Origin of the sequence: Streptococcus sanguinis (assembly GCF_020729725.1) — a bacterium.
In the GTDB taxonomy this organism is placed as follows: Bacteria; Bacillota; Bacilli; order Lactobacillales; family Streptococcaceae; genus Streptococcus; species Streptococcus sanguinis_V.
Genome location: NZ_JAJEPA010000005.1, coordinates 931,877 through 957,134, shown reverse-complemented (window position 1 = coordinate 957,134; position 25,258 = coordinate 931,877). Strand labels below are relative to the sequence as shown.

The 25,258-nt window shown below is 42.8% G+C and carries 20 protein-coding genes, 5 tRNA genes and 1 pseudogene; 18 read left to right on the top strand and 8 right to left on the bottom strand.

Annotated features, from left to right (window positions below; translation table 11 throughout):
* The first annotated feature begins 24 nt into the window (after window positions 1–24).
* The 5 genes from K4I03_RS04740 to K4I03_RS04720 all read left to right on the top strand — a co-directional run bounded on the left by K4I03_RS04740 (window position 25) and on the right by K4I03_RS04720 (window position 545).
* Window positions 25–96: transfer RNA gene (locus K4I03_RS04740), tRNA-Gly, on the top strand.
* Window positions 97–103: 7 nt separating this feature from the next.
* Window positions 104–189, top strand: a tRNA-Leu gene (locus K4I03_RS04735).
* A gap of 31 nt (window positions 190–220) precedes the next feature.
* A tRNA-Arg gene (locus tag K4I03_RS04730) sits at window positions 221–294 on the top strand.
* Window positions 295–351: 57 nt separating this feature from the next.
* A tRNA-Arg gene (locus K4I03_RS04725) sits at window positions 352–425 on the top strand.
* A 46-nt stretch (window positions 426–471) separates the two neighbouring features.
* A tRNA-Pro gene (locus K4I03_RS04720) sits at window positions 472–545 on the top strand.
* 279 nt (window positions 546–824) lie between these two features.
* On the opposite strand, the gene K4I03_RS04715 is transcribed toward K4I03_RS04720, so the two are convergent.
* From K4I03_RS04715 to K4I03_RS04700, 4 genes are all read right to left on the bottom strand, one after another.
* Window positions 825–1,142, bottom strand: a complete 318-nt coding sequence (locus K4I03_RS04715) for a DUF960 domain-containing protein (RefSeq protein ID WP_227963884.1) — start codon at window positions 1,140–1,142, stop codon at window positions 825–827.
* A gap of 127 nt (window positions 1,143–1,269) precedes the next feature.
* Window positions 1,270–1,803, bottom strand: coding sequence for a nucleoside tri-diphosphate phosphatase (gene ntdP / locus K4I03_RS04710; protein WP_002896978.1), 534 nt, complete (start codon window positions 1,801–1,803; stop codon window positions 1,270–1,272).
* An 86-nt stretch (window positions 1,804–1,889) separates the two neighbouring features.
* Window positions 1,890–2,666, bottom strand: a complete 777-nt coding sequence (gene recX, locus K4I03_RS04705) for a recombination regulator RecX (RefSeq protein WP_149565147.1) — start codon at window positions 2,664–2,666, stop codon at window positions 1,890–1,892.
* A 26-nt stretch (window positions 2,667–2,692) separates the two neighbouring features.
* Complete coding sequence (locus K4I03_RS04700; protein ID WP_227963883.1) at window positions 2,693–3,469, bottom strand: aminoglycoside 3'-phosphotransferase; 777 nt, start codon at window positions 3,467–3,469, stop codon at window positions 2,693–2,695.
* Between the two features lie 55 nt (window positions 3,470–3,524).
* Here K4I03_RS04700 and rlmD point away from each other — a divergent pair, with 55 nt between their 5' ends.
* Complete coding sequence (rlmD, locus tag K4I03_RS04695; protein WP_227963882.1) at window positions 3,525–4,895, top strand: 23S rRNA (uracil(1939)-C(5))-methyltransferase RlmD; 1,371 nt, start codon at window positions 3,525–3,527, stop codon at window positions 4,893–4,895.
* Between the two features lie 197 nt (window positions 4,896–5,092).
* Here rlmD and K4I03_RS04690 read toward each other — a convergent pair whose 3' ends face one another.
* From K4I03_RS04690 to K4I03_RS04675, 4 genes are all read right to left on the bottom strand, one after another.
* Complete coding sequence (locus K4I03_RS04690) at window positions 5,093–5,797, bottom strand: MIP/aquaporin family protein (protein WP_011837395.1); 705 nt, start codon at window positions 5,795–5,797, stop codon at window positions 5,093–5,095.
* A 68-nt stretch (window positions 5,798–5,865) separates the two neighbouring features.
* The gene (gene glpO, locus K4I03_RS04685; protein ID WP_011837394.1) at window positions 5,866–7,692 is read right to left on the bottom strand and encodes a type 1 glycerol-3-phosphate oxidase; all 1,827 of its coding nucleotides are present in this window, start codon (window positions 7,690–7,692) and stop codon (window positions 5,866–5,868) included.
* A gap of 68 nt (window positions 7,693–7,760) precedes the next feature.
* On the bottom strand, window positions 7,761–9,269 hold the full coding sequence (gene glpK / locus K4I03_RS04680) for a glycerol kinase GlpK (protein ID WP_125390599.1): 1,509 nt from the start codon (window positions 9,267–9,269) through the stop codon (window positions 7,761–7,763).
* Between the two features lie 157 nt (window positions 9,270–9,426).
* The gene (locus tag K4I03_RS04675) at window positions 9,427–10,851 is read right to left on the bottom strand and encodes a helix-turn-helix domain-containing protein (RefSeq protein WP_227963881.1); all 1,425 of its coding nucleotides are present in this window, start codon (window positions 10,849–10,851) and stop codon (window positions 9,427–9,429) included.
* Window positions 10,852–11,105: 254 nt separating this feature from the next.
* Here K4I03_RS04675 and K4I03_RS04670 point away from each other — a divergent pair, with 254 nt between their 5' ends.
* The 12 genes and pseudogenes from K4I03_RS04670 (at window position 11,106) to K4I03_RS04615 (ending at window position 25,182) form a co-directional block, all read left to right on the top strand.
* Window positions 11,106–11,336: a DUF1858 domain-containing protein gene (locus K4I03_RS04670; RefSeq protein ID WP_002909036.1), complete on the top strand. Its 231-nt coding sequence runs from the start codon at window positions 11,106–11,108 to the stop codon at window positions 11,334–11,336.
* 2 nt (window positions 11,337–11,338) lie between these two features.
* On the top strand, window positions 11,339–12,700 hold the full coding sequence (locus tag K4I03_RS04665) for a DUF438 domain-containing protein (RefSeq protein WP_227963880.1): 1,362 nt from the start codon (window positions 11,339–11,341) through the stop codon (window positions 12,698–12,700).
* 26 nt (window positions 12,701–12,726) lie between these two features.
* On the top strand, window positions 12,727–12,981 hold the full coding sequence (locus K4I03_RS04660; RefSeq protein ID WP_227963879.1) for a DUF1912 family protein: 255 nt from the start codon (window positions 12,727–12,729) through the stop codon (window positions 12,979–12,981).
* A 257-nt stretch (window positions 12,982–13,238) separates the two neighbouring features.
* Window positions 13,239–14,168 (top strand): hypothetical protein, encoded by a 930-nt coding sequence (locus K4I03_RS04655; RefSeq protein ID WP_227963878.1) that lies wholly within the window; start codon window positions 13,239–13,241, stop codon window positions 14,166–14,168.
* A 13-nt stretch (window positions 14,169–14,181) separates the two neighbouring features.
* On the top strand, window positions 14,182–16,830 hold the full coding sequence (locus K4I03_RS04650; protein WP_227963877.1) for a valine--tRNA ligase: 2,649 nt from the start codon (window positions 14,182–14,184) through the stop codon (window positions 16,828–16,830).
* A 106-nt stretch (window positions 16,831–16,936) separates the two neighbouring features.
* Complete coding sequence (locus tag K4I03_RS04645; protein WP_227963876.1) at window positions 16,937–18,607, top strand: DNA cytosine methyltransferase; 1,671 nt, start codon at window positions 16,937–16,939, stop codon at window positions 18,605–18,607.
* A gap of 13 nt (window positions 18,608–18,620) precedes the next feature.
* Window positions 18,621–19,217 (top strand): ParB N-terminal domain-containing protein, encoded by a 597-nt coding sequence (locus K4I03_RS04640; protein WP_227963875.1) that lies wholly within the window; start codon window positions 18,621–18,623, stop codon window positions 19,215–19,217.
* Window positions 19,207–19,578 (top strand): annotated as a pseudogene (locus tag K4I03_RS04635) (SNF2-related protein); the annotation flags it as partial. The gene K4I03_RS04640 and the pseudogene K4I03_RS04635, both read left to right, overlap by 11 nt.
* A gap of 167 nt (window positions 19,579–19,745) precedes the next feature.
* Window positions 19,746–21,170 (top strand): NADP-dependent phosphogluconate dehydrogenase, encoded by a 1,425-nt coding sequence (gene gndA, locus K4I03_RS04630; RefSeq protein ID WP_002899701.1) that lies wholly within the window; start codon window positions 19,746–19,748, stop codon window positions 21,168–21,170.
* A gap of 9 nt (window positions 21,171–21,179) precedes the next feature.
* Complete coding sequence (locus K4I03_RS04625) at window positions 21,180–21,869, top strand: response regulator transcription factor (protein WP_002905854.1); 690 nt, start codon at window positions 21,180–21,182, stop codon at window positions 21,867–21,869.
* Window positions 21,870–22,156: 287 nt separating this feature from the next.
* Window positions 22,157–24,349 carry a PTS transporter subunit IIBC gene (locus K4I03_RS04620; protein ID WP_227963874.1) on the top strand — a complete coding sequence of 731 codons (2,193 nt, stop codon included), beginning with the start codon at window positions 22,157–22,159 and terminating at the stop codon, window positions 24,347–24,349.
* Between the two features lie 17 nt (window positions 24,350–24,366).
* Window positions 24,367–25,182 (top strand): endonuclease/exonuclease/phosphatase family protein, encoded by an 816-nt coding sequence (locus K4I03_RS04615; RefSeq protein ID WP_227963873.1) that lies wholly within the window; start codon window positions 24,367–24,369, stop codon window positions 25,180–25,182.
* The last annotated feature ends 76 nt before the right edge of the window (window positions 25,183–25,258 follow it).

Below are 25,258 nucleotides of genomic sequence, written 5' to 3'. Positions count from 1 at the left end.
GTAGCCGGCATTTTTGAATAGGATGCGAACGTAGTTCAGTGGTAGAACATCACCTTGCCAAGGTGGGGGTCGCGGGTTCGAATCCCGTCGTTCGCTTGAGGCGGCCGGGGTGGCGGAACTGGCAGACGCACAGGACTTAAAATCCTGCGATTGGTAACGATCGTACCGGTTCGATTCCGGTCCTCGGCATAGACTTGTAAGAGGCAGTAGAAGAAGATGAGCACCCTTAGCTCAACTGGATAGAGTACCTGACTACGAATCAGGCGGTTAGAGGTTCGACTCCTCTAGGGTGCATTAAATTGTTTGATTTTTTCTTAAGTTTTGCTATAATGAATATAATATGAATAGTGAGCACCCTTAGCTCAACTGGATAGAGTACCTGACTACGAATCAGGCGGTTAGAGGTTCGACTCCTCTAGGGTGCATTTGGAAGCGAAGTCTTAGGGCTCCGTTTTTAGATTGTTTAAACACCGGGAAGTAGCTCAGCTTGGTAGAGTACTTGGTTTGGGACCAAGGTGTCGCAGGTTCGAATCCTGTCTTCCCGACTAGATAACAAAAAAGATAGATATACTGATCTATCTTTTTGTTTTTCAAGAAAACTGTGTATTCAGTATCTATGACTTCGCTAACATATGTTGTTGTTAAGCTCTTTTAGTTATAGCCGGATTTAATTAGAGATACGATCTTTTTGGGAGTTTAGGCTGTGGCTGTATCAGGCTGCTGAAATGTACTTTCCATTTGAGATGAGTAATATTAAAGATAAAAACCTCTGATGGCAGTGTTTGGTGTTTTCAGAGGTTTTTATATGTGCTGAGTTTGATTTACTACATCAAAGAGTATTCGTCAGATAGCATAATGGTTTCTTTGCCCTTGTTATCAACGATGTAGACTTTTCTGGGAAAGAAAGGGTCAAATTGATAGTTTAAGTCAAATGAAATAATGGTGTTGAAGTTCTTTTGTGAGAAGCGAAGAGATACTCTTCCTTGGCTATTGATGATTTCGAACTTGAGGACTGGGCGAAGTTCAAAGACTCCTTTGAGATTGTTATCAATGATGTACCAGAATGAGTCGATAATTTCTTCAGGGAGGCTCGTCATGATGCCAAAGCTGGCATATCGGCCGAGAGTATTTGTAAATGCCATGGGAGACTCCTTTCTTACAGTCTGGATTTTCTTATATGATACCCGAAAATGCTTGAGATTGCAAGAATTTGACCTCTGGCAGGTCTGAATTAGACAAAAGAAAAAGAGCTTGCGCTCTTTGACAACTTTATCGATTCTTTAGTTCAACATAACGTTTGTACCAAATATTGACATAAGCATCTGAAAATGGACCTCTTCCGTTGTTAATCCAATCAACTAGGATTTTGACATTTTCTTTGAGAATGAAATCCAAATCATCAGAATAGTGCATCTGTTTTTTGTGGCGTTCATATTCTTCTACATCCAACAGGCGTTTTTCACCATCAGCAAAGACTTTGACGTCTAAATCATAGTCAATGTATTTTAGAGCTTCATTATCCAGATAGTAAGGGCTGGCTAGGTTGCAGTAGTATGAAGTTCCATTGTCTCGAATCATGGCAATGATATTAAACCAGTATTTTTTATGAAAATAGACAATGGCAGGTTCACGTGTTACCCAACGTCGGCCATCACTTTCTGTTACCAGTGTGTGGTCATTAACGCCAATAATGGCGTTTTCTGTTGTCTTTAGTACCATGGTATCTCGCCAGGTGCGGTGAAGATTCCCATCATGCTTATAACTTTGAATTGTAATAAAGTCGCCTTCTTTTGGAAGTTTCATAACTTACCAACTTTCTACAATTTATAAGTTTATCTTCTTTATTGTAACATATTTTCATAGAAATGCATAAGTTTTCATAGAAAATCTTAAAGATATTCTCTCAGAGCGCTAGCGATGTCGGAGAAATCATAGCCTTTGCGAGCGAGAGCTTGGGTCAGCCGCTGTTTTAAGTCATAGCCGTCGTACTTTTTTGAGTACTTGCGGTATTGCTTGTCTAGCTCTTTATAGAGAAGCTCTTGCTGATTTTCTTGGTCCTCTTCGATTTCCAAATGTTGATAGGCGGTTTTGGCTTGGCTATAGGAAAAACCTTTGTTTATCAAGGATTGAAGGATTTTATCTTGTAAGGCCTTGCAGGGCAGTTTTCCTTGGTATTTTTTGAGCAGCTTTTCGGCAACCTTGTCTGTTAGTTCAGCGAAATCAAACCGGCTCAATTCGTCTTCTATGATAGTGCTAGATATACCTTTTTGACTGAGTTTTTGCTTGAGAACAAAAGCGCCTTTGTCACCAGTGAGAAGGTTGGATTGGATAAAAGAATGAGCATATTTTCTATCATTAATCCAATTATCCTTTTTTAGATTATCCAGGACCTGGCTGATGATTTCTGGTTGGATGTCGTGCTGCGTTAAGAAGTCTTTAACTTCCTTAGCAGTTCTTTGCTTGAAGGAGAGATGGTAGAGAGCTAGATTTTTTCCGTAAGAAAATTGGGCATAGTCTTGAATTTCTGATAGCTCTTGCTCTGTGATTTCCATCCCTTTAGACAACATGAAGCGAACGATGGTGTCTTCTGTAATATAGAGCTTTTCACTGTCGTCCAACTCCAAGAGGTAGAGTCTTTTTTTCTTTTCGATTTTTGTGATTTTCATAAGAGATTTTGGTAGAATCCTTTCTTTTAGCCAAATGCTTCAAAGGCAGCTATCAAGCGCAGTTTGTCTGTATCAACATCCTTCCGGCCATAGTAGTCAAGAAATAGCTCTGCATATTGAGGGTCAGATAAATTATAAGTAAGAGACCAGATTGCCCAGTAAAGGTCAATGTGGCGATTGCTAAGGCCAGCGAGGCCAACGTCGATAAAGCAGGAGAAGGTTGCTGCGTCTTTCAGAATGAAATTGGGCAAGCAGGCATCTCCATGAATCAAGGCGTCCGCCGTCAGTAGGTGTCCCTGTTCTTGGATAAGCTGGTATGCTTCCTCTCGACTTTGGATGTGGAATTGAGGCAGTAAGGCTTTTTGATAAAAGCAGCCTTTCTGATAATTTTCCTCTGCTTGATCTTTATAGTGTTGGAGGCGATGCTGGATTGGGAAATGCTGGGGTTGGAGGCTGTGAAGTTTTCTGAGCGCGGCAGCCATCGTTTGGCAAAGTTCTTCTGGCTGTTGGAGAAAGGCGAGGGCGTCTTTGCCCTCGGCTTCTTTAGTCAGCAAGTAGTCTTTATCTGCTGTCAAGTAGTGAACGACAGGCACACCAAGCCCTTGCTCTTCAAACCATTTGGCAAGTGTGGCTTCTTGGGCTAACTGGTCTTTTTGGTCGATTTTCAAATAATAGCCCGTATCGGTATAGAAAACACTGGCTGCAGAATGTGAGGAGCTGTCGTAAAAGTTGGCTCCCTCTAGATAAGTTCGTATTTGCTCAGGGAATTGGGCTAGTGAAAGGGATATTTTTTCTGCTTTCATACTTTTATTGTAACATATTCTCAACTAATGCGAGGCGGCGTGGTATAATAGAATCATGAATGTGAAAGTGAAGCAAAGAATCCCTTTGAAAATTAAGAAAATGGGGATTAATGGGGAAGGGATTGGATTTTATAAGAAAACGCTGGTCTTTGTGCCAGGGGCTTTGAAGGGTGAAGAAGTCTACTGTCAGGTGACCAGGGTTCAGCGTAATTTCATCGAGGCCAAGCTCTTGACCATCAACAAGCGGTCAAAATTTCGGGTGGAAGCACCTTGTGAGATTTATGATAGCTGTGGGGGCTGTCAAATCATGCACCTCCATTATGACAAGCAGTTGGAGTTTAAGGAAGATTTGCTGCGTCAGGCCTTGAAAAAATTTGCGCCAGCTGGCTATGAGAACTATGAGATTCGTCCGACCATTGGTATGCAGGAGCCGCTCTATTATCGGGCTAAGCTGCAGTTTCAGACTCGGAAGTTCAAGGATGAGGTCAAGGCGGGGCTCTATGCCCAGAATTCCCACTATCTGGTCTCGCTGAAAAACTGTCTGGTTCAGGACAAGGTGACGCAACAGATCATAAATAAGGTGGCTCGGCTTTTAGGCAAGTATAGGCTGCCCATCTATGATGAGAGAAAGACTGCTGGAGTGCGCACCGTTATGATTCGCAGGGCCAGAAAGACAGGTCAGGTGCAGATGATTTTTGTGACGGGGCGTAAGCTGGACTTTTCTCCAGTCGTTCGAGACCTGGTGGCTGAATTTCCAGAGTTGGAGACAGTGGCGGTCAATTATCATACGAGCAAGTCCAGTGAGATTTACGGGGATAAGACAGAGATTATCTGGGGCGAGAAGGCCATCCAAGAAGGAGTGCTGGACTATGAGTTCTCCCTATCGCCTCGAGCTTTCTATCAGCTCAATCCTGAGCAGACAGAGGTGCTCTACGGGGAGGCGGTTAAGGCGCTGGATGTGACGAAAGAAGATCATTTGATTGATGCCTATTGCGGAGTGGGGACCATCGGCTTTGCCTTTGCTAAAAGGGTTAAGTCTCTGCGTGGCATGGACATCATCCCTGAGGCCATTGAAGACGCCAAGCGCAATGCAAAAAAGATGGGCTTTGACAATACACTTTACGAGGCTGGATCGGCAGAGGAGATTATTCCTCGTTGGTACGCTGAAGGTTATCGGGCGGATGCCTTGATTGTTGACCCACCGCGAACTGGTCTGGACGATAAACTGCTGGAGACGATTGTCCGTTATGCACCTGAAAAGATGGTCTACGTTTCCTGCAATGTCTCAACTCTGGCTCGGGATCTGGTCAAGCTTTGTCAGGTCTACGATGTCCACTACATCCAGTCGGTTGATATGTTTCCGCATACTGCTCGGACCGAGGCAGTAGTGAAATTGTCTAAGAGAAATAGCACTCGTTTGAGTTAATTAGAAACAGCTCGCTAAAGTTGATAAATCATTCTAAAAAGGACTTAGTTTTCTTGTAATACAGGGCTGAGTCTTTTCTTTTGTCAAAATTACAATGGTTTTTATTGGAAGAGTAAGTTCGGAAGGTTAGTCTCCGTCTAATCACTTAGTAAAAAAGAGAACACTCGTTAAGTGTTCTCCAATGGCAATCAGTTATATTAGAATAAACCGAAGACTAGGACTGCAAGGACGGCACCAATAATTGGTCCGACAACTGGAATCCAAGCATAGCTCCAATCACCATTTCCTTTGTTTGGAATCGGAAGGAGACTGTGCATGAGACGAGGTCCTAAGTCACGAGCTGGGTTGAGGGCATAGCCAGTTGTTCCACCAAGTGAGAGACCAATCCCGACAATCAATGTTCCGACTGCAAAAGTGCCAATGCCCGCTTGCAGCTTATAAAGTCCAAGAGCGAAGATAGTCAGCACAAGGACAAAAGTTCCAAGGATTTCGCTAATCAGGTTAGAGAAGGTATCTTTGATAGCTGGGCCTGTGCTGAATGTCCCCAGGACGTTAGCCGGATTTTCTTCAGCGAGATAGTGAGGTTTGAACTGTAGGAAGACGAGGAACTGTCCGACCATAGCACCTGCAAACTGAGCGAGGATGTAAGGAAGAACAGATGCCCAAGGCAAATCACCTTTCAGAGCTACTCCGATTGTTAGGGCAGGGTTCAGATGGGCTGGGCCAAGGTTGCCGGATACAAAAGCAGCGATAGCGACGGCAATCCCCCATCCCATGGTAATCACAACCCAACCTGAATTGTGACTCTTAGTTTTGGGAAGAACCACGCCTGCAACTACACCATTACCCAGAAGGAGCAAGAGCAGTGTTCCTAAAAATTCGCCAAATATTTCTTTCATCATTTATGTTACTCCATTTAAAAGAAGGGGTGGCAGACAGTTGTTTTGCCTACCGCCTCTTCTCGTATTTTCTATTTTTTTAATTCTTCTAAATCGTTATTTGCAAGGGCAGCTTGAACATCTTTTCGATAAGCTGCTTTTTCTTCTTCTGTCCAGTCGTAGAACCGTCCCATTTCATCCAGAACTGGCTCAACGATGCTATCTAAACTGTCCCGCATAAAGAGCATGTGGTTTGTCCGGCGCAGCAGGAAGTCAACAGGGCTGAGTGCTAATTCGTTACGCATAGCATAATGCAGTGACAAGGTATCCGCTAGGCTGAGACCTGGTGCTTGCTCGATGCTGTGTGCGAGGGCAAAGACTTTAGGAGCATTTGAACCGTAAAGGTTTGCAAGATAGAAGGCTTCTTTGCTGTCTAAGCCGCGTGAGACACCAAGTTGAGCAAAAGCTTCGATTTCGGAATCCACATTTGCTGGATTGAGCTCTCCGCCTGAAACAGGGTAGGTCTTAGAGTTGATGAGCTTGAAGCTGCGGTCAAATTCCGCTTTAAGGATTTCAACCACGCGCTCCATGGCGCCTTCCGCCATCTTACGATAGTCCGTAATCTTACCACCGGCAAGGGTCAAGAGGCCATTGTTATCACGTTCCAAGCTGGAACCGCGGGACACAGCAGATGGATCCAAGTGTTTTTCAGAAGTGCTGCTTTCGAGTTTGGTAACAGCCGCTTCGACATCCTCACGGGATTTTTCTTTAGCCAAATAGCTTTCAACGGTCGCAATCAGTGCATTGAAACTTTCGTCGCTAATGGTACCGTTGTTTCCGCCGTTGTAGTCAGAAGCACTGTTTCCTGCGATTAGAGGACGCAGGCCAGCCCAGCTACTTTCGATGTCGTCAATTGTGATGTTTGCTTCTGGGAAGCGATTATTGACAATGCCCAAGAGGTAATCTACATCTTCTTGTGTTACTTTTGGATGCTCCAGGTCACCAGTGTAGTCAGTGTCAGTCGTACCAAAGTAGGTTTTATTTTCACGTGGAAGAACAAAGACCATCCGGCCGTCTCCCAAGCCTGTGTCAAAGTAGACTGGCTGAGAAACCTTGATCTTGCTAGAGTCAACTACCAAGTGAACACCCTTGGTTGGACGCATTTGTGAGTATTGCTCACCATCATTTGACAGATTGCGCACCTTGTCGCTCCAAGGTCCAGTTGTGTTGATGACCAAGCGAGCCTTGATTTCAAAGACTTCATCCGTCAAGAGGTCACGCGCAACAACACCTGTAATCTTTCCGGATTCATCAAAGAGGAAGCCTTCTGCCTTAACGTGGTTGGCAATGAGAGCACCGTCTTGGTTGGCGCGTTTGATATTTTCAATCACAAGGCGAGCATCGTTGTTGCGGAAGTCAAGATAGACACCGCCGCCGACCAGGCCTTCCTTCTTGAGTTCAGGCTCCCGTTCTAGCACTTCTTCCTTACTCAAGACCTTGTTGGCAGCAGGAGTGTTGTTGACACCGGCCAAGAGGTCGTAGAGGTCCATAGCTACTTTAAGACGGAAGAGACTGAAGGTAGCGCCCTCTTCTTCGTAGACAGGAAGTAGCATTGGATCTGGTTTTGGAATATGAGGGGCAATTTGCTGTACCACAGCACGCTCAGAAACTGTATCTGAGACCACCTCTACGTCGAATTGCTTGAGGTAACGAAGGCCTCCGTGGACCAATTTGGTAGAACGGCTAGAAGTCCCTTCTGCAAAGTCCTGCATTTCAATCAGACCGGTCTCCAGTCCACTAGCTGCCGCTTGCAAGGCTACCCCAGCACCGGTAATCCCACCACCGATAATCAAGAGGTCCAAGGTGCGTTCCTGCATTTTTTTTATCGATAATTCACGTGTTTTCTTTGAAAATTCCATAATTGTACACTTTCTAACTTAGTCGTTTCATGCTTCTACTGACTTGATTATCAAAATATGAATCAGTATCAGTCGTCGATTTCTGCAAAGACTTGAGTTGCCTTAACGGCTTTTTTCCATCCTTTGTAGAGTTGTTCCTTGCGGGATTCATTCATAGATGGTTCAAAGAGTTCTCCAGTTTCATTGAGAGTGCGGAGTTCGTCTAAGTCTTTCCAGTAACCTACTGACAGGCCTGCCAAGAAGGCTGCACCGAGAGCAGTTGTTTCTAAGTTTTTAGCACGGGCAATATCGATTCCCAAAATGTCAGCTTGGAACTGCATGAGGAAGTTGTTCATAGCAGCACCGCCATCGACTTTGAGGACTTGAATAGCAGTCTTGGCATCCACCTGCATAGTATCAATGATGTCGCGTACTTGGTAAGCGATGGATTGCAGAGTAGCCTTGATAAAGTCTTCCTTGCTGGTTCCGCGTGTCAAGCCAAAGACAGATCCGCGGGCATTTTGATCCCAATACGGAGCGCCCAGACCTGTGAAGGCAGGTACGACATAGACTTCGTCATTGTTGTGAGAATTGAGGGCATATTTTTCAGATTCTGGTGAATTTTCAACCATCCGAAGACCGTCGCGCAGCCATTGAATAGCACTTCCGGCAATGAAGATAGAACCTTCTAAGGCATAGTAAACTTTGCCGTTGATACCGTAGCCAATAGTTGTCAAGAGGTTGTTTTCAGACAGCTGCATCTCTTCACCAGTATTCATGATAATGAATGAACCAGTTCCGTATGTATTCTTGACCATGCCAGGCTCAAAAGCTAGCTGTCCAAAGAGAGCTGCCTGCTGGTCACCAGCCATACCAGAAATTGGAACTTCTCCACCGTAGAAATGGAATGGAGCGGTTTTACCATAGATTTCTGAGTTAGAACGAACTTTTGGAAGCATAGCCTTTGGAATGTTAAGGATTTCCAAAATTTCATCATCCCATTTAAGATCCTTGATATTATAGAGCATGGTACGAGCTGCATTTGAGTAATCGGTCACGTGAGCCGCGCCGTCAGTTAATTTCCAAACCAGCCAGGTATCAATAGTACCAAAGAGCAATTCGCCCTTTTCAGCTCTTTCTTGCGCACCTTCTACATGGTCCAAAATCCAGCGAACCTTGGTAGCAGAGAAGTAAGCGTCAATAATCAAACCAGTCTTTTCGTGGAATTTTTCCACATAGCCTTGGCTTTTCAGCTGTTCAGCCAGAGGAGCGGTCTGGCGAGATTGCCAAACGATAGCATTATAGATAGGAAGACCTGTATTTTTATCCCAGACGACAGTTGTTTCACGCTGGTTGGTAATTCCGATGGCTTCGATTTGATTAGGTTTGACTCCACTTTCGATGAAGGCGCCGGCGATAACGGACTGCACAGAGTTCCAAATTTCATTGGCATTGTGCTCAACCCATCCAGCTTGAGGGAAAATCTGAGTAAATTCTTTTTGACTGGAGCTAACTTTTTCTCCTTTTTTGTTAAAGATGATGGCACGGGAACTAGTAGTTCCTTGGTCGATGGCCATGATGTATTTTTCTTGTGACATGAACTGTCCTCCTAGTAAAAATCTTGAGGATGTTTCCTCTACAGTAACTAGTATATAAAATAAAGCGCTTTCTTACTCATCAACTTTTTTTAAATTTTAAAAAAATTTGAGGAGATTGTGCGAAAATCACAAAGAAACCTGGATTTCTCCAAGTTTCTCAATGAAATATCATGTTCCGAATTTTTGCTAAATCTTCCAAATCCAGGTCATTTTTTAAATAATAGATGGGAGCCTGCTGGGTTTGATGGATAGGATTGTTGGTGATGATGAGGTCATAATTTCTGGTAAGGTCGTAGGATTCAATGCTAATAAAGCGATTGTACTCTAAATAGCGCCTTAAAATGGCCGTCATCCTGGAAACAACGATAAAACTATTTGTCAAGTCCATTCCTATCTTGATGACTTGACCGTCGTTTTCAGCAATGTACTCCATCAGCTGGAGCCATTCCCACAAAACCTTTTTATCAAGAGATGTTCCCTGCTGAAAAATAGGCAGTTTGCTAAAAATAGTGTCTGCCACTTGTCGATAATCGTCTTCGCTCCATAAGTAAGGATGGCGCAATTCCAAATCATGCTTGTATTTGTCTTGCAAGAGACAGCCTTTGAAAAGAAAGACATGGGCGCAGAGCTGGCTGAGTTCGTAGGTCACTTGGTCTTCGATGTAGTCACCTAGCAAGTCCTGGCCCTTCATCTCTTGAATGAGTTGCGTAATCAGACTGGCAATTTCACCGCCAAAGCCCAGAATATACTCCATGGTGTGCAGAGGCAGAATCCGATGGGAAAGCAGAAATGAGAAGAAAATCATCATTTCCCCGTCTTCCTGACTCAGAGTGATGTGCTGTCCGGCAAAGAAATCATTTGTTCGGCGATGCAAGCGTTGATAGAAGATGTTTTCAAAATAGCCCTGCATTTTCTGCTCGATGTTTTGGAATTGACAGGGATTGACTCTTAGGCGCTGTTGGGTAATATGCGCCCAAAGGGCCAAGTCCAATCGCTGACCTTGAGAGAGTTGGGCTCCGCAGAGTTCTTCTAAGACGGCAACTTCCTGCCTTCTTTCTGATTTTTGAAGTTCTTTTTCCCAATCTTGACTAGACCAAACCTTGCGAAAGAGGCAGAAATAAAAATAGCGGATCTGGTGCTCCGGCCCTTTCAAGCGGCCGTTTTGGATAGATAGCTCAAACTCTGATAAAATCTGATTTAAACCGGATATATGACGGCCGAGTGTTGCTTCACTGATCATGAGCTCTTGGGCTAATTGATGGGCTAAAAACTGCTGATGGTAGAGCAGGTAGGTTAAAATCTGATATTTGACGGCATTGCCCAAAAAGAGTCTGCGAATATCCCGTCCCTTGGTATCCGGTCCGACAGACAGACTGAGTGTTTCGTCCTGAAGCTGGATGGATAAGGCTGCATGATGGTCCGCCTTGTCGTTAATCAGGCTAATGTACTTGGTCAAGGTTGCTTTCGAGAAGCCTGTTTCAGACATGACGTCCTTTAAACTGGATGTAGAATGCTGCTGTAAATAAGACAGGACAATAAACTGCCCCGCTTCACTCTTTTCCATTAAGTCTGCAAGATACATACGAAAACCCTCTCAATTCACTAATCTTAGCTTATCACAAAAGGGAAAAAAGACGAAGCAATGTGCTTTATATTTTCTTATCATTGCCTGAGGCAATAATGGAAGGCAGAAGTCTGTTATCATGTCTATCTTAATTCGCTATTCCATTTCTTTTGAACAAGTATAAGAGGAGCAGATACTCACACTTTTTTTGCTTTGAGGCAGATAGCTTTTTTATGGTATAATTGTAGAAAAATAAGGATGAGGGAGCAGCTATGGATAATGTGATTGATTTGTCTATCCCAGTGGCAGAAGTGATTGAGAAGCAGCCTGAAGTTTTGGATATTTTGGTCGAGTTGGGCTTTACGCCTCTGGCCAATCCTGTCATGCGAAATACTGTCGGGCGCGTGGTTTCTATCAAAAAAGGAGCTGGTATGAACGGCATTGACCTGAATAAAATCAAGCAAACTCTGGAATTAAACGGCTATGAAGTGGTGGGGATTTAGGCATGGCTACTGAACGCATTGAAGTCCTCAAGTCTATCTTGTTGGATTTACATAACGGAGCTTCGGCAGAGTCTGTTCAGGAGCTTTTTAATGAGCATTTTGCTGGTGTGTCCGCTATAGAGATTAGCCTGATGGAGCATGAGCTGATGAACTCGGATACGGGAGTGACCTTTGAAGATGTCATGTCCCTCTGCAATGTTCATGCCAACCTCTTTAAAGGTGCCATTCAGGATGTAGAGGTGGCTGATACCGACCATCCAGGCCATCCTGTTCAGGTCTTTAAGCAGGAAAATTTAGCCTTGCGGGCTGCCCTCATGCGAGTTCGCAGGCTCCTATCTACCTATGAAAGCACAGAAGATGAGGACCTTCTTCCTGAAATCTACAAGGGTCTCCAGCGTCAGCTGGGTTTGGTGGGGCAGTTTGATGTTCACTATCAGCGCAAGGAAGAGCTCATGTTTCCCATCATGGAGAGCTACGGCCACGATTCGCCGCCCAAGGTCATGTGGGGCGTAGACGACCAGATTCGAGACCTTTTCCAAGAGGCTAAGATTGCTGCAGAGCAGCTGCCAGACACTTCGATTCAAGAAGTCAAGGACAAGTTTGAGCTTTTTGCGGCTGAGTTTGAAGCTATGATTTTCAAGGAAGAATCTATTTTGCTGATGATTCTCTTGGAGTCCTTTACTCAGGATGACTGGCTCAAGATTGCTGAGGAGAGCGATGCTTACGGCTATGCCATCATCAAGCCAACGGAGAAATGGATCCCTGCGCGTCACTCATTCTCGGAGGAGGAAGCTGGGGATGCTGCTGATGAAGGAAGCGAAGCGCTAGCCAGTAGAGAACAGTCTAGTGATGGCAGATTTGAGCAGGTCGTTGATACGCCAGATGGTCAGGTCACCATTTCCTTTAAGCCTAAGGAAAAGAAGGAACAAGCCTTTAATCGGGAGTCCCAGCAGCCTTTTGGTCATGGCTATCTGTCGGTGGCGGAGGCCAATCTGATTTTGGATCATCTGCCCATGGAGATTACTTTTGTCAATAAGGACGATATTTTCCAGTATTATAATGACAGCGTGCCAGCGGACGAGATGATTTTCAAGCGGACACCGTCCCAGATAGGGCGCAATGTTGAGCTCTGTCATCCGCCCAAGTTTTTGGACAAGGTGCGGTGGATTTTCAAGGCTCTGCGTGAGGGAGAGCGGGATAAGTTTGAGATGTGGTTCAAGTCGGAATCACGGTGCAAGTTTGTCCATGTGACCTATGCGGCGGTGCGAAATGAGGCTGGTGAATTTCAGGGGGTGCTGGAGTATGTACAGGACATTCAGCCCTTCCGTGATATTGACAGTGATTTTTACCGAGATTTGGACTAGGTATTTGCAGTTAGAAAGTGAGAAAAATGAGTTACGAACAAGAATTTTTACAGGAGTTTGAAGCTTGGGTTAAGACACAGGTCATGATTAACGAGATGGCCCTAAAGGAGAGTCAGGCGGTCTACAAGGCGGACCAGGATGAGCGGGCCAAGGAAGCGGCCATTCGTTATGAAAGTCGTCTAGATGCCTACCAGTTCCTTTTAGGGAAATTTGCCAACTATCAGGCGGGCAAAGGATTTCACGATCTGCCAGATGGACTTTTGGGTGAGAGAAATTATTGATTTTTCGCTGGAAAGGTGATAGAATATGTTCATCAGAGGTGTTTTGAGTCAAGCATTTTACAGAAAGTGGCAGTGCTGAGAAGTCCACAATTGCGTCAAGGCTGGTTGCTGATGAGATGAAAAATTGAAATAAAAGAGAAACAAGAAGAGAAAAGTTGCGGGCATCTGCCCGAAATTGGGTGGTACCGCGGATAAACACATTCGTCCCTGTCATAGATATGGCAGGGGCGATTTTTTGTAGAAAGTGAGGGAGGAAGATGGAATTTGAAGGAATATTAGCAGTTGGGATAGCCTTAGCTACAGCAGTATCTCCTGTTGGTGTGGAATGGTATAAAGAAAGGAAGAAATCAAAGAACGAATTAATTGAGTCAAAACTGAAAAGTTCAAATTTAATAAGAAGTTATTCGGATATTATAAATGAATATATAGCATATTTAAATAACAATGAAATAAGTAGTGATGGATTGAATGATGAATTGAATGGATTTAGGCTAAAATCCGAAAAACTTTATAATGAGATTATTATGACTTTTTCAGTTCCTAAATATTGGGAAACAAATGTGGTAGAGAATTTTGAACAACTATGTACTAAGTTAATTGATAGAACAGCAGATACAGAGGAAATTTTATTAAACTTGCTAAGAGCCATGCAGATACTTCTTCGAAGTAGTATGGATACAAATGCCAGTAATGATGATAAAGAATATAAAAGAAAACTACATACCTTAAGTAGTTGCCTTTTAGTCTTACTGTCTGATTATTATTTAAATAATACTTCAGAAAAGAGCAAATCTGCCATTGTAGATTTTTTTAAGGAGTATAAGAACGAAGTAAAGAAGAAAGAAGAGATTGAAGAAAAGCTGTTAAAGATTGAACAAAATCTACCCAAAGAAAGTTCAACTGCAACAGATGAAAGTGAGAAGAGATTTAACATTGAGATACAACAGGATGAGTCTGTTAAAGAGTATTACAAGCGAATTTTTGATATGTTAAATAAACTTTACCCAAATAATCTTGAAAAAATAATCAAGGGAGTACCAGGAAGGTTATCAAAATCCCCGAATGTTACTTGGAAAAATAAAATAGAAGTTGAAGTTGGTAATAGTAAATATACACTCAATGTGAATTTAAAACGGAATATAGCAGAAGAATTTATTAAAGATTTGTTAACTAATCTAGATAAATAGAAAGGACACACACATGTCTAAACAACTTTCACCTAAATACAATCCAGCCGAAGTTGAGGCTGGTCGTTACCAAAAATGGCTTGATGCTGATGTTTTCAAGCCTTCTGGAGATCAAAAGGCCAAGCCTTATTCGATTGTGATTCCACCACCAAACGTGACTGGTAAACTTCACCTTGGTCACGCTTGGGATACGACCTTGCAGGATATCATCATCCGTCAGAAGCGCATGCAAGGCTTTGATACGCTTTGGCTGCCAGGGATGGATCACGCGGGGATTGCGACTCAGGCTAAGGTCGAGGAGCGCTTGCGGGAGCAAGGCATTTCCCGCTATGACCTCGGTCGTGAGAAATTTCTCGATAAGGTCTGGGAATGGAAGGATGAATACGCTGCGACCATCAAGGAACAATGGGGCAAGATGGGGATCTCTGTAGACTACTCTCGTGAGCGTTTCACCCTTGATGAAGGTCTGTCAAAAGCTGTCCGCAAGGTCTTTGTGGAGCTTTACAAGAAAGGCTGGATCTATCGTGGTGAGTTTATCATCAACTGGGACCCAGCAGCTCGCACAGCTCTGTCTGATATCGAGGTCATCCACAAGGACGTTGAAGGTGCCTTCTACCACATGAACTACATGCTGGAAGATGGTTCACGCGCCCTTGAAGTTGCGACCACTCGTCCTGAGACGATGTTTGGGGATGTTGCCGTTGCGGTCAATCCAGAAGACCCGCGCTACAAGGATTTGATTGGTCAAAACGTTATCCTGCCGATTGCTAATAAACTCATCCCAATCGTTGCGGATGAACATGCAGATCCTGAGTTTGGTACAGGTGTCGTGAAAATCACACCTGCCCACGATCCAAACGACTTCTTGGTTGGTCAACGCCATAACTTACCACAAGTCAACGTCATGAACGACGACGGAACTATGAACGACTTGGCCTTTGAATTTGCAGGTATGGACCGTTTTGAAGCTCGTAAGGCAGTCGTTGCTAAGTTGGAAGAAATCGGCGCCCTTGTTAAAATCGAAAAACGTGTCCACAGTGTTGGTCACTCAGAGCGGACTGGCGTTATGGTTGAACCACGCTTGTCTACGCAATGGTTCGTCAAGATGGACCAATTGGCTAAAAATGCTATTGCTAACCAAGATACAGAAGACAAGGTAGAATTTTACCCACCTCGTTTCAATGATACCTTCCTCCAATGGATGGAAAATGTCCACGACTGGGTTATCTCTCGGCAGCTCTGGTGGGGGCACCAAATACCTGCTTGGTACAATGGAAATGGCGAAATTTATGTGGGCGAAGAAGCGCCAGAAGGCGATGAGTGGATTCAAGATCCAGATGTACTTGATACTTGGTTCAGCTCAGCCCTTTGGCCCTTCTCAACCATGGGCTGGCCGGATGTCGACTCAGAAGACTTCAAACGTTACTTCCCAACTTCAACCTTGGTTACAGGTTACGACATCATCTTCTTCTGGGTGTCTCGGATGATCTTCCAATCTTTGGAATTCACTGGTCATCAGCCATTCCAAAACGTTCTGATTCATGGTCTCATTCGTGATGAGGAAGGACGTAAGATGTCCAAGTCACTGGGAAATGGGATTGATCCAATGGATGTTATTGACAAATACGGTGCGGATGCCCTGCGTTGGTTCCTATCAAACGGCTCTGCCCCTGGACAAGACGTCCGCTTCTCTTACGAGAAAATGGATGCTTCATGGAACTTCATTAACAAAATTTGGAACATTTCCCGCTATATCCTTATGAATAATGAAGGCTTGACGATGGATGCAGCGCGTGAGAATGTCGCTCAGGTGGCGGCTGGTCAGGCAGGTAATGTCACCGACCGCTGGATTCTCCACAACCTCAATGAAACCATTGGCAAGGTGACTGAGAACTTCGACAAGTTTGAGTTCGGTGTTGCTGGTCACATCCTCTACAACTTCATCTGGGATGAATTTGCTGACTGGTATGTGGAGCTAACCAAGGAAGTGCTTTACAGCGACAATGAAGACGAGAAAGTCATCACTCGCTCTGTCCTCCTTTACACGCTGGACCAAATCCTGCGCCTGCTTCACCCAATCATGCCTTTCGTGACCGAGGAAATCTTTGGTCAAATCTCAGAAGGCTCTATCGTTACAGCAGAATACCCAATTGTCAACCCAGCCTTTGAAGACCTTGTGGCCCACACTGGTGTGGAAAGTCTCAAAGACTTGATTCGTGCCGTTCGTAATGCGCGTGCTGAAGTAAACGTTGCACCAAGCAAATCTATCACCATCCTTGTTAAGACCAGCGATAGCGACTTGGAAGCCTTCTTTAACAGCAATGTCAACTACATCAAGCGCTTCACAAATCCAGAACACTTGGAAATCGCGTCAAACATCCCTGCACCTGAACTCGCCATGTCAAGCGTCATCACAGGAGCAGAAATCTACTTGCCACTAGCAGATCTCCTCAATGTCGAAGAAGAACTGGCTCGTCTCGACAAGGAACTGGCTAAATGGCAAAAAGAACTGGATATGGTCGGTAAGAAACTCTCTAACGAACGCTTCGTAGCTAACGCCAAACCAGAAATCGTCCAAAAAGAACGCGACAAACAAGCCGACTACCAAGCCAAGTACGATGCAACAGTGGCGCGGATTGAGGAGATGAGGAAGTTGGTCTAAAACTTTAAATTCATTATATGAATATGATAAAACACAGTGCAAATACTGTGTTTTTTTGGTATAATGGGAGCAAACAAAAAAATAATGTAAGATAACAGGTAGAATTGTGAAAAGTAAGAAGAACAAAAAGAGATTAACTGTGATTGATTTTTTCTGTGGAGCAGGTGGTTTTTCAGAAGGTTTCCGTAGAGCAGGTTATGATGTAATAATGGGAATTGATGTCTGGCAGCCTGCAATTATAACACATAATTTTAATCACGGACTAAATGATAATGTAAAAAGTGTACTTGATTTTGAGGATATAGAAGAAATAAATAAGTTGCCTGATACAGATATTATCATTGGTAGTCCACCATGTCAGTTATTTTCTCTTTCTAATCAAGGAGGGAATGCTAACAAAGATTTGGGTATCCATCTGATTAATACTTTTTTTAAGGTAATTGCTGTAAAGAAGTTTCAAAAGAATTCTAAACTAAAAGCATGGTTAATGGAAAATGTTCCAAATTCTCAAAACTATGTACAAGAGGAGTATACTTTTGAGGACTTGGACTTGGCAAGTTGGGCCGTTTCTCAGGGGTTAAATCCAAAATCCATTGCCATCAAGTCTAAATATAATGGTGGGGTTTTACATGCTGATGATTATGGTGCAGCACAGGCAAGACGTAGGTTCGTCAGTGGGGAAATAACGAAGACTGGTGAATTTCCATTTCCTGATAGGGTTGCTAAAGAGAAAGTTACTTTAAATAAATTATTTAGAAATTTTCCAGATCCATTAGATCAATCGCCTGTAGAATTTGTAACAGATCCAAATTATCCAAATGAATCTGTTAAGTTTGAGGATTTTAAAGATCATTTTTATGATACAGGTGTCTATCAAGTACAATGGCAGAAAGCTCGGGATTTAAAGCAGAGACATCCTTATATGGGTAAAATGTCGTTCCCTGAAAACATGGATAAGCCGAGTCGTACAATTATGGCAACGCAATCAGCTAGTACCAGAGAAGCTATTTTATATAAATCTGGATACAATAGAAAAGGTGATGGAGAGTATCGCTTGCCAACTATTAGAGAAGCAGCCTGCATTATGGGATATCCTTTAGATTATCAGTTTTTTGGGGATGAATCTACAAAGTGGAGACAGATTGGGAATGCAGTTTGTGTGCAGCTCTCGTTTGCTCTAGCAATAAAAATTTTAGAATTGATTAAAGAACCACAGTTACCAGCTAAGACCATAGATAAAGACATTAATCAATTTAAATATTTAGATAATAAAGAAATAAAAGAATTTAATAATCCTCCAACACGAAATGAAAAAGCTTTATTCCGGCAATTTCCTATTAAGTCAGGAAACATGACAGTTGATCTGACTAATAAAATTAATGGAGAAATTGGCAACTGGGGTGTCATTGCACATGCTGGTACAGGGAAAGGGTTTAAGAGTATTATAGTTTCACGTTCAAATCAAATGGAAGCCAAAAAAATTCTTCGTAAATTGACACCGGACTTGATAAAAGAACTGGAAAATGACAAAGTCATTAAGAAATATTCAGTAAACCACTTAAACCAAGAAAATAAAAGGTATGGTTTCTTTAAAAATGATATTTCGCATCCATATTATATCATCAATTATATTGGGGGTGTAATTGATAAATATGTGGATAGTAATGATGTGAATGTTGATGTCTCTGGAACAGAACTTTTTGGCCTTAAGGAACTAATTCCTTTGAGTCAAATAATGTCGCTCTATATGGTATCTATAATTATATATGGAAAATAAAAGGAGATTAAAAATGGGTCAAGATTTAAATAAACTTATTGAAGAAAAATCTATTGAAAAAACAACTTTAACAAAACGTTTGACTATTGGGAGTGAAACAAAAGACTACCCAGTTTATAAATTCCCGCTAGAATATTTATACTATAATGATCAAAATGGTCGTATTAATACAGTTTACCATCAGTACATATCAAATCATGGAAAATTAACACCAGAGATTGGAGAGTCAAAATATAATGAAATATTTGAAAAATTTATTTTTGAGTCTAAAAAGCAAGCTTTAAAGGATACTCAAATTTCTATTTCTGAAAAAGGACAACAAGAACCTGGTGTAATTCTTTCCGATGGAAGAGTTATTGATGGAAATCGTAGATTTACAGCTCTCCGTAGAATACAAAAAGAAACAAAAATCCAACAATGCTTCGAAGCTGTTATACTTTCATTTGATATCAGTAATAAAATTGATGAAAAGAAAATAAAAGAGTTAGAATTAGATTTGCAGCTTGGTCGTGAAGAAAGAGTTGTACGTCAAGATAGTGTTAGGAAAATTGATGAAATAAACAAAGCTTTGATGCCCTTCTTCTGGCGCTTAAATAAGAATGATTTCTAATCCTCAAACATTAGGTGAGTCAGTATCACTTCATAGAGAAGTACATGATGCTCTGTATTTTGAGTATAATTTTAATTTAACTTTCATGCTTCAATCTCGAGATAGAATTCACAGACTAGGTCTAGAGGATGATCAATATACCAGATATTATTATTTGCAAACAAAATCTGAACCTGCCGATAGTGGTAATGCAGGCTATGTTGATGAGAAAATATATAGAAAATTGAAGAAGAAAGAAGAAGTTATGTATAACGCTATTGATAATGGCGATTTAACAATAGAATTTTCTCAAAATGAGATAGATGAAGCAATTAGCATTATTGATGAGGAACGAAAGCGTATTACAAAAAATTTAAAATAATGTAAGAGAATTCTTAACCGTATATTACTGAGATTCCCACAACCAAGTTCAGTTACATCTGAGCTTGGTTTTTCTCCCCATCCCCCCTTTCATCCCTCTCCGACTTAATACTTTCTTTTAAGTCTTAAAAATGATAAAATAAGACAAACAAACTATAGGAGAACATAATGACTAAAGCAAATTTTGGTGTTGTTGGTATGGCTGTTATGGGCCGTAACCTTGCTCTAAATATCGAATCTCGTGGCTATACAGTTGCCATCTATAACCGCTCAGCAAACAAGACAGAGGACGTCATTGCCTCTCATCCTGAGAAAAACTTTGTGCCAAGCTATGATGTGGAGTCTTTTGTGAACTCTATCGAAAAGCCACGTCGGATTATGTTGATGGTTCAAGCTGGTCCTGGTACAGATGCGACTATTCAGGCCTTGCTTCCTCACTTGGATAAGGGTGATATCCTGATTGACGGTGGGAATACTTTCTACAAAGATACCATTCGCCGTAATGAAGAGTTGGCTAACTCTGGTATCAACTTCATCGGTACAGGTGTTTCCGGTGGTGAAAAGGGCGCATTGGAAGGTCCGTCTATCATGCCAGGTGGTCAAAAAGAAGCTTATGAGTTGGTAGCGGATGTCTTGGAAGAAATCTCTGCTAAAGCTCCTGAAGACGGTGCACCATGTGTGACCTATATCGGTCCTGATGGCGCTGGTCACTATGTAAAAATGGTCCATAACGGGATTGAATATGGAGATATGCAGCTGATCGCTGAAAGTTATGACCTGATGCAGCACTTGCTGGGGCTTTCAGCTAGTGAAATGGCAGACATCTTCACAGAGTGGAACAAAGGCGAGCTGGACAGCTATCTGATTGAGATTACAGCGGATATCTTGACACGCAAGGACGATGAAGGTCAAGATGGTCCAATTGTTGATTACATTCTGGATGCAGCTGGTAATAAAGGAACTGGTAAGTGGACCAGTCAATCTTCTCTGGATTTAGGTGTGCCGCTGCCACTGATTACTGAGTCAGTCTTTGCGCGTTACATTTCTACCTACAAAGATGAGCGTGTGGCTGCCAGCAAGGTATTGCCAAAACCAGCTGCTTTCACCTTTGAAGGAGATAAGGCAGAGCTGATTGAAAAGATCCGCCAGGCTCTTTACTTCTCAAAAATCATGTCATATGCTCAAGGATTTGCTCAATTGCGTGTAGCTTCTAAGGAAAATAATTGGAATCTGCCGTTCGGAGAGATTGCTTCTATCTGGCGTGCTGGCTGTATCATCCGTGCCCGCTTCCTGCAAAAGATTACAGATGCTTATGGCCGTGATGCTGATCTAGCAAACCTGCTCTTGGATGAATACTTTATGGATATTACGGCTAAGTATCAGCAGGCTGTTCGTGATGTTGTCAGCTTGGCTGTGCAAGCAGGTGTACCAGTACCAACCTTTTCTAGTGCCATTGCTTACTTTGATAGCTACCGTGCGGAAAATCTGCCAGCTAATCTGATTCAGGCGCAGCGTGATTACTTTGGTGCTCATACATATAACCGTAAAGACAAAGAAGGTACCTACCACTATTCTTGGTACGACGAAAAATAGGATAGGCCTATGGCAAAGCGAATTTTACTAGTAGAAAATGAAAAAAATCTTGCACGGTTTGTGAGTTTGGAACTGCAAAAGGAAAGCTTTCTTGTAGATTTAGCTGAGACTGGTCAAGAGGGGCTAGCTCTGGCTAAAGATGTCGATTATGACTTGCTCCTGCTCAACTATGATCTTCAGGATATGACTGCCAGCGACTTTGCTAAGCAGCTGAGCTTGATCAAGCCAGCGTCCGTCATTATCGTTTTGGCTAGTCGCGAAGAGATTGCAGAGCAGCAGGAAGCAATCCAGCATTTTGCCGTTTCCTACGTAGTCAAGCCTTTCATTATCAGTGACTTAGTGGAGCGTGTCTCTATCATTTTCCGCGGGCGCGACTTTATCGATCAGCACTGCAGCCTCTTGAAAATTCCGACCTCATATCGCAATCTGCGAGTGGATATTAAAAATCACACGGTTTACCGTGGTGAGGAAGTCATTGCGCTTACGCGGCGGGAGTATGATCTGCTGGTGACCCTGATGGGCAGCAATAAGGTCATGAGCCGTGAGCAGCTGCTGGAGCGTGTCTGGAAGTACGAGAGTGCAACCGAGACCAACGTTGTAGATGTTTATATTCGTTATTTGCGCAGTAAAATTGATGTGGAAGGGCAGCCAAGCTATATCAAAACTGTTCGTGGTGTTGGTTATGCCATGCAAGAATAAGAAAATCAAAACTCTGTTCTCCTTAGGAGACGGAGTTTTTTTGCGCTTGTTACAGTATTTATAGGAGAAATAATGCGGACTTTCTGATTATTCTATGCAATCGTTTTCGTTAAAATATAGCAAGAATGTGGCTCGTGAAAAGGAATTTTAGCCTTTGGGATGCAAAAAAAGAGAAAATATTTTTATAAAAGCCTTTACAAAATAAAAAATCGTGCTATAATAGATGTATCGACATGCAAACGATTTCACAAAAAGGAGTGGTTTGCAAAAAATATAAGGAGGTCTGAATGATGAAAGATTCATTCAAGAACATTTTTAGCTTTGAATTTTGGCAAAAATTCGGTAAAGCTTTGATGGTGGTCGTTGCTGTTATGCCGGCAGCAGGACTGATGATTAGTATCGGTAAGTCTATTCCGATGATTAATCCAAATCTAGGTGTTTTAGTCACTACTGGCGGTGTTTTAGAGCAGATTGGTTGGGGGGTTATCGGTAACCTGCATATCCTCTTTGCTTTGGCTATCGGTGGAAGTTGGGCAAAAGAACGCGCTGGCGGTGCCTTTGCTGCAGGTCTTTCCTTTATCCTGATTAACCGTATCACTGGTGTTATGTTTGGTGTTACCAGCGATATGCTCTCAGATAAGGCTGCTGTAGTTAAAACAATGTTTGGTGCATCAATTAAGGTTTCTGATTATTTCATCAGCGTTCTAGAGTCACCAGCTCTGAATATGGGTGTCTTTGTCGGAATTATCGCTGGTTTTGTCGGAGCGACAGCTTATAACAAATACTATAATTTCCGTAAATTGCCAGATGCTTTGTCATTCTTCAACGGTAAGCGTTTTGTACCTTTCGTTGTTATCTTGCGCTCAGTAATCGTAGCAATTGTTTTGTCATTCGTATGGCCAGTTGTTCAATCAGGTATCAACAGCTTTGGTATTTGGATTGCTAACTCACAAGATACTGCACCTGTTTTGGCACCATTCATCTATGGTACTTTGGAACGTCTCTTGCTTCCATTTGGTTTGCACCACATGTTGACTATTCCAATGAACTACACAGAACTAGGTGGTGTTTACCACGTTATTACTGGTTCTGGTGCGGGAACAACTGTAGCTGGTCAAGATCCACTTTGGTTGGCTTGGGTAACTGACTTGGTTGGTACGAAATCAGCTGATCCTTCTACTTACCAACACTTGCTTGATACAGTTCATCCAGCTCGCTTTAAAGTTGGTCAGATGATTGGTTCATTCGGTATCCTTATGGGGGTAGCGGCAGCTATCTATCACAATGTGGATGCTGACAAGAAGCACAAATACAAAGGTATGATGATTGCGACTGCTTTGGCAACCTTCTTGACAGGGGTTACTGAACCAATCGAGTACATGTTCATGTTCGTTGCAACACCGCTGTATATCATCTATGCATTTGTACAAGGTGCTGCGTTTGCAATGGCTGACATCGTTAACCTTCGTGTGCACTCATTCGGTTCTATCGAATTCTTGACCCGTACTCCTATGGCCATCAATGCTGGCTTGGGAATGGATATCATCAACTTCATTTGGGTAACTATCCTATTTGGCGTTGTGATGTACCTCATTTCTAACTTCATGATCAAGAAGTTCAACTATGCAACTCCAGGACGTAACGGTAACTATGAAACAGCAGATGGTTCAGATGAAGCTTCTTCATCAGAGTCAACTGGCGGTAAAGTTGCTGAAGCATCTCAAGCAGTAAATGTTATCAACCTTCTGGGCGGTCGCGCTAATATCGTAGATGTAGATGCATGTATGACTCGTCTGCGTGTGACTGTCAAAGATGCTGAAAAAGTTGGAACAGAAGAGCAGTGGAAAGCTGAAGGCGCTATGGGCTTGGTTATGAAAGGCCAAGGTGTTCAAGCTATCTACGGACCAAAAGCTGACGTTCTCAAATCTGATATTCAAGACTTGTTGGATTCTGGTGAAGTGATTCCTGAAACACTTCCTAGCCAAAAAGCAGAATCAGCAGCTGCCGAAGTTACTTACAAAGGTGTGACTGAGGAAGTTGAAACTGTTGCAGACGGTCAAGTCATTGACTTGGCAGATGTTAAAGATCCAGTATTCTCACAAAAAATGATGGGTGATGGATTTGCAGTTGAGCCAGAAAATGGTAAGATTTATTCACCAGTTTCTGGTACAGTAACTAGCGTTTTCCCTAGCAAGCACGCTATTGGTCTTGTGACAGATAACGGCCTGGAAGTCTTGGTACACATTGGTTTGGAAACTGTTAGCCTTGAAGGTAAACCATTCGAAGTTCATGTTTCAGAAGGTCAGAAAGTTGCAGCTGGAGATCTTCTTGTTACGGCTGACTTGGAAGCAATCAAGGAAGCAGGACGTGAAACTTCAACAATCGTAGTCTTCACTAATGCAGCAGCCATTAAGTCTGTGACAGTAGAAAAACTTGGCCAATCATCTGCTAAGACAGTTGTTGCTAAGGTTGAATTGTAATATAGAAAAGAGAAATCATGGCAAAATTCCTGACATTAAATACTCATAGTTGGATGGAAGAAGAGCAAGAAACCAAGCTAAATCAGTTGGTAGAGCGCATTCTTCAAGAAAAATATGATGTCATTTGCCTGCAGGAAGTCAATCAATTAACGGAGTCTGAACAGGTTGTTCAGGCTCCTTTCTATCAGGCGGTTGAGGGCGCAATTGAGATCCATCAAGACCATTTTGCCCTTTGTTTGGTAGAAAAATTGGCTGAGGCAGGACTGGACTATCATTGGTCCTGGGCCTATAATCATATTGGGTTTGATATTTACAACGAAGGAGTGGCAATTCTGTCCAGAAAGCCGCTGACTCCTAGAGAAGTTCTGGTATCAGAGGCTAATGATCCTAGGGATTATCATACTCGTAAGGTCTTGCTAGCTGAGACTGAGGTAGATGGTCAATTGCTGACAATTGCCTCCTGCCATCTGTCTTGGTGGGACAAAGGCTTTCAGGGGGAATGGGCTAAGCTTGAAGCAGAGCTGCTAAAAGCAGAAAGTCCTCTAGTCCTCATGGGCGATTTCAACAATCCAGTCGGTCAGCAAGGCTACCAGACTATCTTAGCCAGTCCACTGAAGCTGCAGGATAGTCATGCCGTTGCAAAAGAAGCTATCGGAGAGGCGACAGTAGAAGGGACTATTGCAGGCTGGGATGATAATAAGCATGCTCTGAAGATTGATTATATTTTCACTAGCCAAGGGATGGACGTTGAGCGCTCCGCTGTTGTTTTTGACGGGAAAGAAACCCCTGTTGTCAGTGACCATTTTGGTTTAGAAGTGCAAGTGACTTTATAATAGTAAAAAGACGAGGCAAGACTGTGAAAGCAACAGATTTGCCTCTCTTTTTCTTTTTGATAAACATATATTTAGG